Annotated in this window: 15 protein-coding genes; 10 read left to right on the top strand and 5 right to left on the bottom strand. The window is 38.1% G+C overall.

Annotated elements, in window-relative coordinates; genetic code table 11:
• Positions 1-7: 7 nt before the first annotated feature.
• The 5 genes from BFL01S_RS01445 to BFL01S_RS01425 all read right to left on the bottom strand — a co-directional run bounded on the left by BFL01S_RS01445 (position 8) and on the right by BFL01S_RS01425 (position 5,229).
• Positions 8-220, bottom strand: coding sequence for a DUF5342 family protein (locus tag BFL01S_RS01445; RefSeq protein WP_025907807.1), 213 nt, complete (start codon positions 218-220; stop codon positions 8-10).
• A gap of 74 nt (positions 221-294) precedes the next feature.
• Entirely contained in the window at positions 295-1,452 is a 1,158-nt protein-coding gene (locus BFL01S_RS01440) for a YheC/YheD family endospore coat-associated protein (RefSeq protein ID WP_061784693.1), read from the bottom strand.
• On the bottom strand, positions 1,449-2,807 hold the full coding sequence (locus BFL01S_RS01435; protein WP_025907806.1) for a YheC/YheD family endospore coat-associated protein: 1,359 nt from the start codon (positions 2,805-2,807) through the stop codon (positions 1,449-1,451). The genes BFL01S_RS01440 and BFL01S_RS01435 overlap by 4 nt, the downstream gene beginning before the upstream one ends.
• A gap of 4 nt (positions 2,808-2,811) precedes the next feature.
• Entirely contained in the window at positions 2,812-3,894 is a 1,083-nt protein-coding gene (locus tag BFL01S_RS01430) for a YheC/YheD family endospore coat-associated protein (protein ID WP_025907805.1), read from the bottom strand.
• An 18-nt stretch (positions 3,895-3,912) separates the two neighbouring features.
• On the bottom strand, positions 3,913-5,229 hold the full coding sequence (locus BFL01S_RS01425; RefSeq protein ID WP_144593813.1) for a YheC/YheD family endospore coat-associated protein: 1,317 nt from the start codon (positions 5,227-5,229) through the stop codon (positions 3,913-3,915).
• Between the two features lie 122 nt (positions 5,230-5,351).
• Here BFL01S_RS01425 and BFL01S_RS01420 point away from each other — a divergent pair, with 122 nt between their 5' ends.
• The 10 genes from BFL01S_RS01420 to hbs all read left to right on the top strand — a co-directional run bounded on the left by BFL01S_RS01420 (position 5,352) and on the right by hbs (position 15,039).
• Entirely contained in the window at positions 5,352-6,485 is a 1,134-nt protein-coding gene (locus BFL01S_RS01420) for a DUF445 domain-containing protein (RefSeq protein WP_061784691.1), read from the top strand.
• A gap of 158 nt (positions 6,486-6,643) precedes the next feature.
• Positions 6,644-6,988, top strand: coding sequence for a YlbF/YmcA family competence regulator (locus BFL01S_RS01415; RefSeq protein WP_025907802.1), 345 nt, complete (start codon positions 6,644-6,646; stop codon positions 6,986-6,988).
• A gap of 385 nt (positions 6,989-7,373) precedes the next feature.
• Positions 7,374-7,736, top strand: a complete 363-nt coding sequence (locus tag BFL01S_RS01410; protein ID WP_025907801.1) for a GntR family transcriptional regulator — start codon at positions 7,374-7,376, stop codon at positions 7,734-7,736.
• A 2-nt stretch (positions 7,737-7,738) separates the two neighbouring features.
• The gene (locus BFL01S_RS01405) at positions 7,739-8,617 is read left to right on the top strand and encodes an ABC transporter ATP-binding protein (protein WP_061784690.1); all 879 of its coding nucleotides are present in this window, start codon (positions 7,739-7,741) and stop codon (positions 8,615-8,617) included.
• Entirely contained in the window at positions 8,610-9,314 is a 705-nt protein-coding gene (locus BFL01S_RS01400; RefSeq protein WP_061784689.1) for a hypothetical protein, read from the top strand. Before BFL01S_RS01405 ends, BFL01S_RS01400 begins: the two co-directional genes overlap by 8 nt.
• A gap of 131 nt (positions 9,315-9,445) precedes the next feature.
• Positions 9,446-10,324, top strand: a complete 879-nt coding sequence (locus tag BFL01S_RS01395; protein WP_025907798.1) for a Cof-type HAD-IIB family hydrolase — start codon at positions 9,446-9,448, stop codon at positions 10,322-10,324.
• 263 nt (positions 10,325-10,587) lie between these two features.
• Positions 10,588-12,087, top strand: coding sequence for a coproporphyrinogen III oxidase (locus BFL01S_RS01390; protein WP_061784688.1), 1,500 nt, complete (start codon positions 10,588-10,590; stop codon positions 12,085-12,087).
• Between the two features lie 135 nt (positions 12,088-12,222).
• Positions 12,223-13,842 (top strand): long-chain fatty acid--CoA ligase, encoded by a 1,620-nt coding sequence (locus BFL01S_RS01385; protein ID WP_061784687.1) that lies wholly within the window; start codon positions 12,223-12,225, stop codon positions 13,840-13,842.
• 6 nt (positions 13,843-13,848) lie between these two features.
• Positions 13,849-14,652: an enoyl-CoA hydratase gene (locus BFL01S_RS01380; RefSeq protein ID WP_061784686.1), complete on the top strand. Its 804-nt coding sequence runs from the start codon at positions 13,849-13,851 to the stop codon at positions 14,650-14,652.
• A gap of 114 nt (positions 14,653-14,766) precedes the next feature.
• Complete coding sequence (gene hbs, locus BFL01S_RS01375) at positions 14,767-15,039, top strand: non-specific DNA-binding protein Hbs (RefSeq protein WP_025907794.1); 273 nt, start codon at positions 14,767-14,769, stop codon at positions 15,037-15,039.
• The last annotated feature ends 20 nt before the right edge of the window (positions 15,040-15,059 follow it).

The raw sequence follows: 15,059 nt of genomic DNA, 5'->3' as shown, positions 1-15,059 counted from the left end.
CTTTTAACTAGTCTTGATAGACATGAAATAACATTAGTTCATGAATAAGGGAAGTAACTTCCTCTTGATTGATAGCGGGAGAGAGTTGATGTTTAAACTGAATTTCTCCTGTTTTTAGATAGTTCGCTTCGTAGTAAGTACCGCTTATATAAAAGGAGATAAACCATCCTGGCATTTCTTTTTGCTGATACAAAGGCTTGATTCGAAAGTGTGTAATCATAAAAAATCCCCTTTCTCATTTTCACTGCTTTTTAATAAGCTTATCATGAGAAGAGGAAATGGAAAGCAACTATTTTAAAAATTCGTTAATTTATAGAATAACCTTATCAGATGCTTAATTCCAATGGATCGAATGTGAGGTTCATCAAAAATCATCGGCTTTGCGTTGATTTCAAAGATATAATAATCACCGGTTTTTGTTCTTCCGATATCAAGCGAAAATTCTCCAACAAATTGAAAATGCTGATGAAGCTGCTGACCGCATGCATCTATTAGAGATGTTAAAAAAGAAGTGTCTATATCAAAAGGTAGCTCCTCAATAGATCTAAGAATTCCTCCATTTAATGTGTGAGTTGTTACACTCTGACGCTCGCTTTGTCTAACTCCGATTCCACTGATGATATATCGCTTCTTAAAGCGATTAGCTAGTATGCGAAGGTCATAGCGCATGTCTTGAAGGGTATCGGTTTCAATTGTTTCTTGGACAATGTAAGAACGAGTAGGGAGAGGCACATGTTCAAGGGAAGAATAAATCTTTTTTTGACGAGAGCTTTCATAGTGAATGCTTCCATCTTGAAGAGTTGTTAAGGTGAAAATTCCTCTCCCTTTGCTACCATGAATTGGTTTTAAGTAAACTTTTTGATGTTTTTTAAGCATAATACGTACATCTTCAATCGATAAAAGTAGCCGAGTATCAGGGAGGTGCTTTTGTGTAACGGTGTTTTTTGATAATAGCTCATACGTTTCCCATTTTGAAAAAAAGCTGGTGTTAAAAAAAGGAATATGAAGATGCTCGCTTTGAGACATTAATTCTTTAAGTTTTTCACGTTCGGTATAGCGATTGGGAAAGCGATTGTAGATAAAATCAGGAAGAGGAAGCGTGGCTTGTCGCCATTCACCGCTTATCTCCTCAAAATAAACACCATATACGTAGCGCTCATAGAACTGTTCAGGAGAAAATAAAACAAGGATTCCTCCGGTTGTCTGCAGCGCTCGATGGATTTCCTTGAAGTAGAGGTGTTGCTTCTGGTTCAAGCTGTTTAAAACAGCGCTGCTCGTAACAATCCCAATTATGGGACCTGCTTTATTTCCTCTAGTTCGCAAGCAAACGGAAGCCTCAGTAGGTTCAAGCTTAACAGGAAGCTCGATGTTTTGTGAACCCCATACGTAGGAGGAATGTGCTTCTTGATGATACCAAGTGTCGTCTGTTTTACTGTAAGAAACAGTAATCATGGATATGAAGCCTCAAGGGATAAAATGGCTTGCTTTGACAAGAAAATGGCATATTCTAACGACAGCTTTCTTGTATATTGATCTTCTTTTCGTAGAGATGGGTGTAAGAAGATAGAACGACCTGGTTTTGAGTTAGCTTCAAACATCCACACGTTTCCTCTCGTATCAACGCCGAAGTCGAATCCGATTTCACCAATAAGGCCTTCTACCTGGTGATCTAATGCTAAGCTGATGAGAAGAGCCGTACTTTCTAATAGCTTTTCTGTTTTCTTTCGTGTTTCTGGATTCGTAAAAACCCGCTGTAAGGATTCAATTTCCCCACCGTTTGTCATGTGCGTCGTGACCGTTTCGCCACCGCTAATTTTTGCTGCAATGGCAGATAGTTCCCATTCATTGTGTAAATTTTTATTCGTATGGACGCGAAAATCAACAATTCGGTTATCCTTTTTAAATAGTGGGATTGCTTGCTGTGCAATGTAGTGGTCGCGCTCGTTTGTTTTAAATATTTCATCGACTAAGACAGCTAACGAAGCATGTGTTTTTTTTATGAGTTTCTCTTCTTTAAAACAAATTTGATAAACGTGCTGAGTAGAACAATAAGAAAGTGTATAAATACCACGTCCGAGACTACCGTTTTTTGGCTTTAAATAGACTGATTCGTACTGTTCTAACATCTCAGACAGCTGCTCGAGGCTAGGTGCATCAATTGTATAAGGTAAGAAATTTCTTACCGCCGCATCTTTCTGTAGCAGGGTGTGGACCGTCCATTTGTTAAAGAAGTTAGGATTAAAGAGTGGAATTTGATATTCATCGGCTAATTTTTCTTTAATCGTTTGAAAGGCATCAAGGCTTTCTGTTTTTCGATTCGGTAATCGATTGTAAATTACGTTTGGAAGAGGAACTTCACGTTGTTCCCAGCCGTTTGATGTATAAAAATAACCTAAGATTGTGCCAGAATCCCATTGAATATGATGAATGCCAAATAAAAATGGAATTCCTCCCGTAATGGAAGCAGTTGACAAGAGCTTTGCAAACAATAAAGATCGTTTGCCGATTGGGCGTAATAACGAACCGGTAAATCCTGCTGATAGTATGCCGATTAAAGGACCGATATAGATGCTATGTTCATCGGTATAGATGTGAACATCATTATGGATAGGAAGGTGTAATAAGTCCAACAGGTTTTGTGAGATTTTGATTTCATTCACCGCTTCAGGGTCTTCGTAAACCTGACAAATAGAAGAAAACGTACCGAAATAAATAGTGTTTAGTTGATGATGATAAAGAGAGGATGGTACATAGAGTACATCCTCTTGTTCTGGTAACACTTTTAATTGAAAAAGTAAGTTCGTCATTGTTCTACTCCTTATGTTGAGATGAAGGTAAAGTAGCCAAATATGAGCAGTAGGCCATCACATTTTCATACATCTTTTCAGTAGATTCTGGAGTTGTTTCAATGATTGTTTTTCTTCCAGGCTTTGAATTTAAATCAAGAAGCCAAATGCTATAGTCTCTAGAGATACAAATATCTAAGCCAAGTTCAAAAAGAGAAGGGAGCTGAGCTTCTAGCACAAGCGGTATTCGTTCACATAAGCTGCTAATTTCATCTGTGATAAATGTAGCTTTATGAGGTGGAAGTCGCTTCATTAACTCTTCAAATGGTGAAATAGAAGCCCCGTGGCTAATATTTGTAATAAATGAGTCTTCTTTTCCTTTTCGAACGCCTCTTCCAATCTCATTCCAATCTCCGCTTGCATCTTTTTGCAATAAAACGCGAACATCAAGAGGAGAGTACTGAAGTGATAATAGTGGAATGAAAGGCTGAGCGAGATAAGTTGCATTTTGCATGATGTTAAATAGCCAAGCATGAAAATCCGCTAGCTGTGTGAACTGCTTTGTTTGAAGACCTTTTTTGGAATGAAAAGATGCTTCAATGATTCGAAAGCGTTGAACAAGCTTAACAATTCCTTTTCCTTGTGCACCTGCAATCGGTTTTAGAATAAGAGCGTCATGTAAGCGTAACAGCTGCGTTATCTGCTCTTCAGCCGTGATTTTAGTTGTCGAAGGAAGATAAGGAGACAGGTCATCATCTTTTATGAGCTCTGTGTAAACATCCCATTTATTTGGTAGACCATATCCAAGGAACGTAATCGTTGGATTTTGTTTCAGCCAGTTGACAATGGGTATAGCTTTTTTAGAGAGGGAATCACCGCGATAAAAGCATCGATCATAAATAAACATAGGAAGAGAGAATGTATCGTACTGCCACTCATTTATTTCTGAATTATATTTATATCCTGTTATTTTCTGCGATACCGGCTGAAGTTGAAAGGGAGTAAATCGATAAAATTCAATATTGTACGCAGCTGCGTATTTTGCAAGATTGGTTGCATATTCTACTTCCTGTTCGGGATGAATGGTAATAAAACCTAATGAAATCATAAGAAAGACCTCCTCATCTTAATGAAAACGTGTAATGGTAAGGCAATAATTCATAAGGGCTTTAGTGGATGGACGAATCGTTTGAGAAGCTTCGTCACTTTGTTTAGAAGGTTTTGTATTCACTTCAATAATCCAAGGCTGCCCGTTGGCATCAATAGCTAAGTCAATGCCAAACTCCGCATAAATTTCGTCTTGATATGGTAAATTAATACAAATTTCAAGCGCAATCTCTTTTAATAAAGCGATGATATGTTTAGCAGTATGCTCATCGTATAACGAAGTGAGTATATGTTTGGGTGAATAGATTTCTCCTCCACGTGCAACATTTGAAACAAAACAACCTCTTTGAGAAACTCGCGTTATAACCGATGTTACTTTCCATTTGGAGTGGGAGTGTTTGTGACAAAGGATACGAAAGTCAAAGGGGCACCCCTTATATGTTTGAAGGTCGATTCCTTCTTGGATAATAAACCCTTGTTTTTTTAACGTGTGAAATAAAGTTTCAAATATGTCGTGTGCAGAATCGTATTCTTTTTTATACTCGTGTCCAATCGTAGTATAATCAAGGTGATATTGCTCATTGACGTGCGCGATTTTAAAAATATGTTTACCTTGGCTACCGTGTATGGGTTTTAGAAAAATGGTTTGGTAAGATGATAGTGCATCCAATAGATCTTGCTTACACCGGAGCTGATACGTATCGGGTAAATAGGTGTTTAAGTGCACTGTTTGAGACAAGCGTTCGAACACCTTCCACTTGTTTAAGTAGTGAGCGTTAAAAAAGGGAATTTCATTTTCAATCGCTTTTGTAGTAAGCTCTTGAAATTTAGCCGTATGCTCCGTTTTTCGATTATGGATTCGGTTATGAATGACATTTGGTAGAGGTACATTTTGTAGTACCCAAGAATTATATTGAAGCGTATAGCCTTTTTTCGTTCCGTTAAGTAAATCATCTAGTGTACTGACATAAAAGAAGCAGTTTTCCAAATCGCTAAGAGATGCAAACTCTTTACAGAAGGTTGTTATACTTCCAAAGAGATCTAGCGATGACTTAATTTCCGTGACGACACAAATAACGGGACCAATTAATAGTTCCTCCTTAGATGGAGAAGAAAATCGTAGAACGGTTTCGTCTTCAAATAGCCCCCATTCTTGTAAAAGGGTTTTGCAACACATAATAGAGTAATCAGAGCTTGTAAATGGTATAATGCTTACTTCTTGGTGCATACGACCGAATGTGATGGTAATATGAGTATCGCAGCTAAGTTGTTGGCAAAGTCCCTGACTCATGTAGATCTGATTCTTACCCAGTTTTGACTGAGATGCTTTAATCATTACGCATGGAGGGTTCATAAATACGTCCTCATTTTTTAATTTTATAGGCGAATGCTGATATATGGTATGATTTGCAAAGAGAATATGTGAGAGAATTTGTTACAGAAAGGTCGAAGAAAATAATGGAACAGTTTATTACAATCATTATTATGGCCGTCATTGGGGCGGTCATCGGTGGTGTTACGAACCACTTGGCTATTAAAATGTTGTTTCACCCATACGAAGCCAAATATTTATTTAGGAAAAGAATTCCATTTACTCCTGGGCTTATTCCAAAAAGGCGAGATGAACTTGCTGTTCAGCTTGGGAAAACGGTGGTTGATCATTTATTAACACCAGAAAGTTTAAAGAGAAAGTTAAAAGATCCAGCCTTTCATCAAATCTTATTACGAATGGCAAATGACGGGCTTGAAAAGGTATTTACAACGAAGCAAACGTTAGCCGAGGTGCTTTACGCTATTGGTATTAAAGAAGCTCAAGATAAAACAAAGAACGCTGTTCGTAAGCTTGTAGAAAAGAAGTATATTGAGTTTATGACGAGCAAATCAGGTGAGTCACTTTCTTCTTTATTAAGTGAGGGAACAAAGCAAAAGGTAGATCAAGTCATTCCTGTTATCGCAAAGCAAATTTGTGAAAAAGCGGTGGAGTATTTTGAAAGCGAAGAGGGAAAACGTCGCTTAGAACGCATGATTGATGACTTTTTAATGAAAAAAGGGATGCTTGGAAACATGATTCAAATGTTTCTTGGAAATACAAAAGTCATCGATAAGGTCCAGCCAGAAATTATTAAGTTTTTCAAGCATGAAGGAACGAGTGAGCTTTTTGAAAGCTTGATTGAAAAAGAGTGGAAGAAGCTGCAAGAGAAGACGGTGGATGAAGCGGAAGAGTTTATTGGCAGAGAAACAATGTTAGAAGGCATTCAGAGTATTGTTGATCGAACTATATCGGTAGATACCTTATTTGCGAAGCCTGTTTCTGAGCTTGTGGCACCTGCTCATTCGTATGTGCAGAAGGTTGTTCCGGTAGTCGTTGAAAAAGCAGGGGATTTTTTAGTAGAGCGCATTGATTCGTTAATGAGCCAGCTTAAATTAGAAGATATTGTTCGTGAACAGGTAGAGTCGTTTTCAGTGGAGCGCATTGAGGAATTGATTTTAGGGATTTCAAAACGTGAGTTTAAGATGATTACGTATCTAGGAGCGTTACTTGGAGGGATAATTGGAGTGGTTCAAGGAGTTATTGCTCTGTTTATTGCTTAAGTATTTACTTCAAGAGAGAAAAAACGATCTTACTAATTGAGCTTTTACTTTATTTGATTGATTTTGAGAAATAAAGGTCTTAAGCTGAATTTCTCGCCATAATTTGTTATAGTAGTTGGGAAGATGATTATAGTAAAAAAATTTAGGAGGACGTTTATATGTCTGTAAACTTGTACGATGTAGCAAATGAATTAGAAAGAGCCATTCGTCAAAGCGACGATTATACAAATCTAAAGAGCCTGTATGGGGCTGTAAACAATGACGAAGGTTCAAAACAATTATTTGAGCGCTTTCGTACATTACAAATGGAGTTACAGCAAAAACAAATGACGGGTCAAGAGATTACGGAAGAAGAAGTTCAACGAGCACAGCAAACAGTAGCGATTGTTCAACAAGATGAAAATATCGCGAAGTTAATGGAAGCTGAGCAACGTATGAGCATGGTAATCGGTGAGCTAAACAAAGTTATCATGAAGCCATTAGAAGAGTTATACGCTGAATAATAGCTTAAAAAATCAAAGCGATTAGAACTAATTTTAGTTCTAGTCGCTTTTTTGTATAGAAGGAACACATGCAAAAAGGTTGATTTTCACTCCGGATTGCTTGCTTTCCACGGGGCGAGCGTTGAGCCTCCTCGTCACTACGCTCCTGCGGGGTCTCAAGCAGCCTCGCTAGTCCCATAGGAGTCACGCATCCTTCGTTTCAATCACCAGCTTCTGTTATAGGAAAAGAAGCACTCATCTTTGTACCTTTTTGCTAGAAGATAGGGGCTTGATCATGTACATGCAAAAATTTCAAAAAAATAACAGGAACTTATTTACAAATAAATACATATGTTATATAGTTAGTTACATTAGTAACTAACCAATTAACTTAGAAGGTGGTCGTATGGATTTTAAATTAAGAGAGGATCTGCCGATTTTCCAGCAGATTGCAGAGCAGGTTGAAACAAGTATTTTGGACGGATCCATTCAGGAAGGTGATCGCGTTCCTTCTACGAATGAGTTTGCCAAGTACTATCAAATTAATCCAGCCACTGCTGCTAAAGGGGTTAATCAGCTTGTTGACCAAGAGATTTTGTTTAAAAAAAGGGGCGTAGGGATGTTTGTAGCAGATGGAGCTAAGAGTATTATTTTAGAAAAGCGAAAAAAAGCATTTTTTAATCAATATATTGTCCCGCTAAAGCAGGAAGCTGAAAAGTTAGGAATTCAACTTGAAGAACTACAGTCTTTATTAAAGAGGGAGGAATAAGGGTGAATATTACGGTTGAACACGTTACAAAAACGTTTGGGGAGAAAAAAGCATTAAATGACTTAAGTTTAAGTCTAGAAGCTAATAAGATCTATGGTCTGCTTGGACGAAATGGAGCAGGAAAAACCACGCTTATGCAAATGCTAGCAGGACACATAACGCCAACTGATGGTGAGGTAAAAGTTGAGGGGCTATCACCTTTTGAAAATCGTGAGGTTTTGAAGAATATTTGCTTTATTAGTGAAAATAACAACTTCAAGAAAAAGCTTAAAATTAAAGATGTCTTGAAGGTGTCATCTCTTGTGTATCCAAACTGGTCACAAGAGGTTGCTAATGACTTATTAGCACGCTTTAATCTTAATGGCAAAATGAGTACCAAAGGTTTATCAAAAGGAATGGAGTCTGCTTTAGGTATTACAATTGGCTTGGCTAGTCAAGCACCGCTTACCATTTTCGATGAACCATACATCGGCTTAGATGCGTCCGCACGCTATTTGTTTTACGACTTGATTTTGGAAGCATATCAAGAAAAGCCACGAACGATTATTCTATCTACCCATCTAATTGATGAAGTAAGCAATTTATTTGAAGAAGTAGTCGTTATTCAAAAAGGACAGAAGTTGCTGCATGAAACAGCAGAAAATATGATGAATAAGGCTCTTCATATTAGCGGGAAAGAAGATGTAGTTGACGCTTTTATTAAAAACCAAAACGTCATCCATCAATCTGTTATCGCAGGTAGAAAATCAGCAGTGTTGTTTGGAGGACCATATAACCTTGCTGAAGTACGTGAGCATAGATTAACGATTGAGAGTATTAACGTTCAGCAGTTGATGGTTTATCTCACAGAAGAGAACAGGAGTGGAAAGCTTTATGTTTAAAGATACAAAAGCAATGCTGTATTATTTATTTCTTGATCATCGCTCGTCAATTTTAATCTTTTGGAGCATTTTTATTGGGAGCATCTTGGCTATTTTAACAATTACGACGGCTGCTGATACTTCTGTTATGGTCGTATCACCAAGCTTACCAATCCTTATTTTCTGCGGGATTGCAGGGTTTGTAATGGTGAAAGAGTCGCTACCTTTTTGTATTAAAATGGGCATGACGCGAAAAAGTTTTTTAACAAGCGTTTTTTTATTCAACATACTGTTAGCGGCGGGGATATCCATTATTCAAGCTTTTGTAAATGCACTATTTCGTCTAGTCATTGACATTACATCTACACAGGTCAGGATTTTTAGTACCATTGAAGCTACTACTATGAATTCTACTTGGTATAACCAACTTCTATTTGACTGCATTCTTTGTTTCTTTTTGCTATCAGCGGGGCTTTTGTTAGGAAGCGTCTTTTACCGAACGGGTTTGATTGGAGGAGTAAGTGTCATTGCTTTTCTATTTGGGCTGTTTTTATTTTCAACTACAAGAGACTGGATTGTTGAACTGTTTGTCACAATAAATGACTCGTTTCAGGTCACTCCTAACCTAGGTACAATATCGGTACTGGCCGTTTTAACAGTTATTCCAACATGGCTATTGCTCAGAAAAGCATCAACGATCTCTTATAACGTACGATAAAATCACATTTTAATCCCTTCTAATTATAGTCATATGCTCATATAACTAATTATCAAGTTTTTTTTTAATAAATACCAACGTTCTAACGTGGTAATAAGCTGAGAGACATCTGAGAAGGAAGGGATTTAACAATGACATATCGATTACTGGCGTTAAATATTGATGGTACCATTTTAAATAGTCAAGGCCGTATTACAAAAGAAACGAAAGAAGCAATTCAGTTCGTCAAAAATAAAGGCGTCTACGTTACGCTCGTAACAAATCGCCATTTTCCATCTGCGCGAAAGATTGCAAGGTCCTTGAAAATTCATCCAACAATGCTCATTACGCACAGTGGAGGGTTTATCGCTTCTTCCGTTGATAAGCCGGTATTAGACCGAAGATTAAGCGAAGAAAAAACGTTTAACCTTATTCAACTGTTAGAGAACTTTAACTGTCATATTCGAATTTTACATGAACGCTTTTCAATTGGTAATCGTGTCAAGCTTCCAAATAATATCGTGGCTAAAACGATGTTGAAAACAGGAGAACCACTTTTTTATCCTGTTCAGTTTGTAGACTCATTGGGAGATGCGCTAAGGGATGAGCCAGTATCGACTCCAAAAATTGAAGTGTATTTTGCAGATAAAAGAGAAAAGGAATATGCAGAACAAACCATTGCATCTGCGGTGAAGGACATTGAATGGTTTTCTTACCCCAACGAAAATCGATGCTACATTACGCCAAAAGGAGCGAATAAGGCATCGGGTATTCGCTATGTAGCAAGTCAACTAGGCATTCCGATGGAAGATGTCGTTTCAATTGGCAATTGCTATGATGATATCGAAATGATTGAGCAAGCCGGTATGGGTGTAGCTATGGGGCATTCGCCAACAAATCTCAAAATGCTGGCCGATTGGGTCACAAGGTCAAACAATGAAAACGGAGTGGCATATATGATTAAAGAGCTGTTTAGAAAACAGCAGCGATTAGGTTACTTAAACCAGCTTGATGGAACGAGACTAAACTAAGGCACAGAGGCTGGGACATAAGTATTTCAGTCAATCATCAATCCGAACTATTGGGAGGTAACGACTCTTTTATAGTTCGGATTTTTTGTTGATTGTGAAACCAATTTTAGAGAACTAGCGCAATGGAACGAACTAGTTATGATAACCTAAACATGTTAGAAAAGGCATAATTCGTTTTTTAATTTAGCAGCAATTGACCGAGTCATTGATGTTCTGTAAACTGATAGAAGCTTATCTATGTTTAAAATTGAAAGGTGATTATCGTGAAAATATATGTTCAAGGGTTAGAAGACGAACGATTTCTTCGACCGCTTCAGCTCATTTCTGACTTATTCTTTGAAGAGAGCGATGTTTCTTTTACTTCAAATCAAGAAGAAGACCTACAAATTACGTTTACACTAACTGTCAATGAGCAGATTTCAGCACATATTGCTTTAAAGGCTCGAGACCATGATAAAGTATATAAAGAAGAACTAACAAAGCCAAACTTAGTAGGTTTATCTGAAAAAGAACAGTTCAAGCAAGTGAAAAATGTTGTCCTCCGCGTCTTTTTATCTGTGCTCCAAGAATATACGAATATCGTACAAAAGTGGGGAGTTCTAACGGGAATTCGTCCAACAAAGCTTCTTCATATGAAGCTTCAAGCTGGAAAAACAAAAGAAGAAGCTCACCAGGAGTTGAAAGAGCAGTATTTAATTACGGACGATAAAATTCAGCTGATGCAGGATATCGTCGATCGCCAACTAGCCGCTGTTCCTGATCTTCATGAGTTATCTGGTGAAGTAAGCATTTATATTGGCATTCCTTTTTGTCCGACAAAGTGCGCATACTGCACGTTTCCTGCTTATGCGATTAACGGGCGTCAAGGTTCGGTTAATTCATTTCTGGGTGGCCTTCACTACGAAATGCGTGAAATTGGAAAATGGTTAAAAGAAAACAATATCAAAATTACAACTGTTTATTACGGTGGAGGGACGCCAACAAGCATTACTGCTGAGGAAATGGACATGCTGTATGAAGAAATGTATGAATCTTTTCCTGATGTGAAAAACATTCGTGAAATTACGGTGGAAGCAGGGCGCCCTGATACCATTACAGCTGATAAGTTAAAAGTGCTGCAAAAATGGAATATCGACCGCATTAGCGTCAATCCACAGTCGTATACGCAAGAGACGTTAAAAGCAATTGGGCGTCATCATACGGTTGAAGAGACGATTGAAAAATTCCATTTATCTCGTGAAATGAACATGAACAATATTAATATGGATTTGATTATTGGGTTACCAAATGAAGGCGTAACGGAGTTCTCACATACGTTAAAAGAATCACAGAAGCTGTTGCCTGAATCGCTGACGGTTCATACGCTTTCCTTTAAGCGTGCATCTGAAATGACGCAAAATAAGCGTAAATATAAAGTGGCTGATCGTTATGAAATCAGCCAAATGATGGATATGGCAACAGAGTGGACAAAAGAAAACGGCTATAAGCCTTACTATCTATATCGCCAAAAAAATATTTTAGGTAATCTTGAAAATGTGGGCTATGCTTTTCCAGGCCAAGAGAGTATCTATAATATCATGATTATGGAAGAGAAACAGACGATTATTGGATTAGGTTGCGGGGCTTCTAGTAAATTTGTTCATCCAAAGACAGGTGTGATTACGCGTTTTGCTAATCCGAAAGATCCGAAGTCATATAATGATGGGTTTAAGCATTATACAGAAGAAAAAATTAAAATTCTAACTGATTTATTCAATGTTTAATAGAAACTGCCGTGTATTTATTCCGAAAATACATGGCAGTTTTTTAATTTGCATAAAGAGAAGGAAATATGTCGAAGACGATTGAATATATAATTTGTTGCAAACGTTTTCTAAAAATAAGTGAGGTGCTGTTCAATGATGAATGTACAATTAACGATTCCTTCAATGATGGAGCGAGCAGAGACGTTTTTTAAGAAGAAGGAGGTTATTTCAAGGTCCACAAAAGGTATGGAACGTTTTACCTATGAAGAAACGGGAAAGAGAACGCGAAAATTGTCTTCCATGCTAGTAGAGCTGGGAGTAGAACGAGGTGACCGTGTTGGAACGTTTGCTTGGAATCATCATCGCCATTTAGAAGCTTATTTTGCAATTCCAGGAATCGGTGCCGTGTTGCACACGATTAATATTCGCTTAGATCCTCAGCAAATTATTTATGTTATTAATCATGCAAAAGATAAAGTACTTTTAATTGATGAGTGCTTTTTACCGCTCTTTGAAAAAATCCACCAAGAATTACCTCACGTAGAAGCTTATATTATTATGTCTGACGAACCCTCGCTCCCTGAAAGTAGTGTAAAGCCAATTTATCATTACGAAGAGCTGCTAAAGCGTGGAGATGAAACGTTTGCTTTTCTTTCAGATATTCAAGAAGAAGAGCCAGCAGGAATCTGCTACACTTCCGCTACCACAGGTAAGCCAAAAGGCGTTGTTTACTCACATCGAGGCATTTATTTGCATTGCATGGCACTCGGATTAAGAGATGGTGCAGAGCTGTCTGAAGCTGATATTGCTATGCCGGTAGTTCCAATGTTCCACGTTAATGCATGGGGCTTACCGTTTGCTGCTGTTTGGCTTGGCACAACCCTTGTAATGCCGGGAGCTTTTTTCACTCCGACTATCTTAGCGGAGATGATTCAAAATGAAAAAGTGACGATTGCAGCTGGAGTACCAACAATATGGCTAGGTTTGCTGCAAGAGCTTGAAAAAGGTGAGTATGATACCAGTCATGTGCGTGCGTTTTTATGCGGAGGGTCTGCGGCACCGCCGAGCGTTATTCAGCGTTTTGAAGAAAAGTTTAATATTCCATTTATGCATGCGTACGGCATGACGGAAACCAGTCCCCTTGTCACGATATCCAGATTAAAAAGTTATCAAGAAGAGAAGTCTGCTCCCGAGCGATTAGCGTTAAAAGCTAAGCAAGGATTCCTTGTTCCTGGCGTTGAAATGAAAGTAATCGGTCAGAATGGAGAAGTAGATTGGGATGGTAATGAAATGGGTGAGCTCTTGCTCAGGGGACCTTGGATTGCTTCAGAATACTATGAAGATGACCGTACGAGCGAAGCGTTTAAAGATGGTTGGTTATATACAGGAGACGTGGTTACAGTTGATGAAGAAGGTTTTATTAAAATTGTTGATCGTACAAAAGACTTGATTAAAAGCGGTGGAGAATGGATTTCATCGGTCGACATTGAGAATGCATTGATGGGGCATGAAGGTGTCTTTGAAGCATCGGTTATTGCTGTACCTCATGAAAAATGGCAAGAGCGCCCAGTGGCGTGCGTCGTTTTAAAAGAAGGATATACAGCACAAGTAACCAAGGAAGATATTTTAACTTTCCTTTCGCCTCAATTTGCGAAATGGTGGCTTCCAGACGATGTGATTTTTATGGATGAAATTCCGAAAACAACCGTCGGTAAATTTCTAAAACGAGCACTTCGTGAACAAGTACTAGAACGCTATGAATTGAAAGGGTGAAGGAAGATGACTGTAAATTTAAAAGTTGTTGAATTAGAAATGGAAGAACGCGTGGCTATTTTATCTTTAAATCGACCGGAATCATTAAATGCTCTCAATATAGAAGTGCTGCAACAGCTTGTTCAATGCTTAAAAGAAGTAGAAGAGAGCCAAGCAGATATTGTCGTCTTGCAAGGAAAAGGAAACGTATTTTCTGCAGGTGGTGATATCAAAATGATGCTGGATCCAAACAGAGCAAACTCATTTCGTAAGGTAATGGATTTAATCAATGAAGTGACGCTAAGGTTATACACGCTTCCTCAGCTTACCATTAGCGCTATTCACGGAGCAGCGGCTGGCTTAGGGCTTAGCATTGCGCTCGCGAGTGATTATATCATTGCGCAAAAAGATGCTAAGATTGCTATGAATTTTATTGGAATCGGACTTATTCCAGATGGAGGAGGCCACTTCTTATTAGCAAAACGCCTCGGTAATCACCGTGCAAAACAGCTTATTTGGCGGGGGGAAACGCTATCAGCAGAAAAAGCGTATAAAATTGGGATAATTGATGAAATAAAAGAAGGAGATTTGGCGAAGCATGTAGAAGATTATGTTTCATACTGGCTCAAAAAGCCAGCGCTTGCTTTAAAAGAGACGAAACGAATTTTCGTTGAAACGTCAATTGAAGAGCTGAAGACTGTATTACAGTTAGAGAAAAGAAGTCAGTTTAGCATGAGCCAAAGTGATGATCATCAAGAGGGGATTGAAGCGTTTTTGGCGAAACGTTTGCCGGTGTTTAATCAGCGTTCAAAAGATATTTCCGAAAATTAAGTGAACTAGTTTAAAAGCAAGTGTTTTTGTCTATCATGTAGATAGAGCATGTTTAAAAAATTAGCATCAGTGGTATCAAAAGATAATAATAGAAATTAATGAGGTGATTGAAAGATGAATAAAACAGATTTAGTAAATGCAGTAGCTTCAAAATCGGAATTAACAAAAGCAGACGCATCAAAAGCAGTAGATGCACTATTAGACACAATTTCTACAACATTAGGTCAAGGTGAAAAAATTCAGCTTATCGGCTTCGGTACATTTGAAGTTCGTGAGCGCGCAGCTCGTACAGGGCGCAACCCACAAACTGGTGAAGAAATGCAAATCCCAGCTTCTAAAGTACCAGCATTTAAAGCAGGTAAAGAATTAAAAGAAGCTGTAAAGTGAATAAAAAAGAGACTGAGACA

This window comes from Priestia flexa NBRC 15715, from assembly GCF_001591565.1.
Taxonomy (GTDB): domain Bacteria; phylum Bacillota; class Bacilli; order Bacillales; family Bacillaceae_H; genus Priestia; species Priestia flexa.
This window is presented reverse-complemented; position numbering and strand designations above follow the sequence as displayed.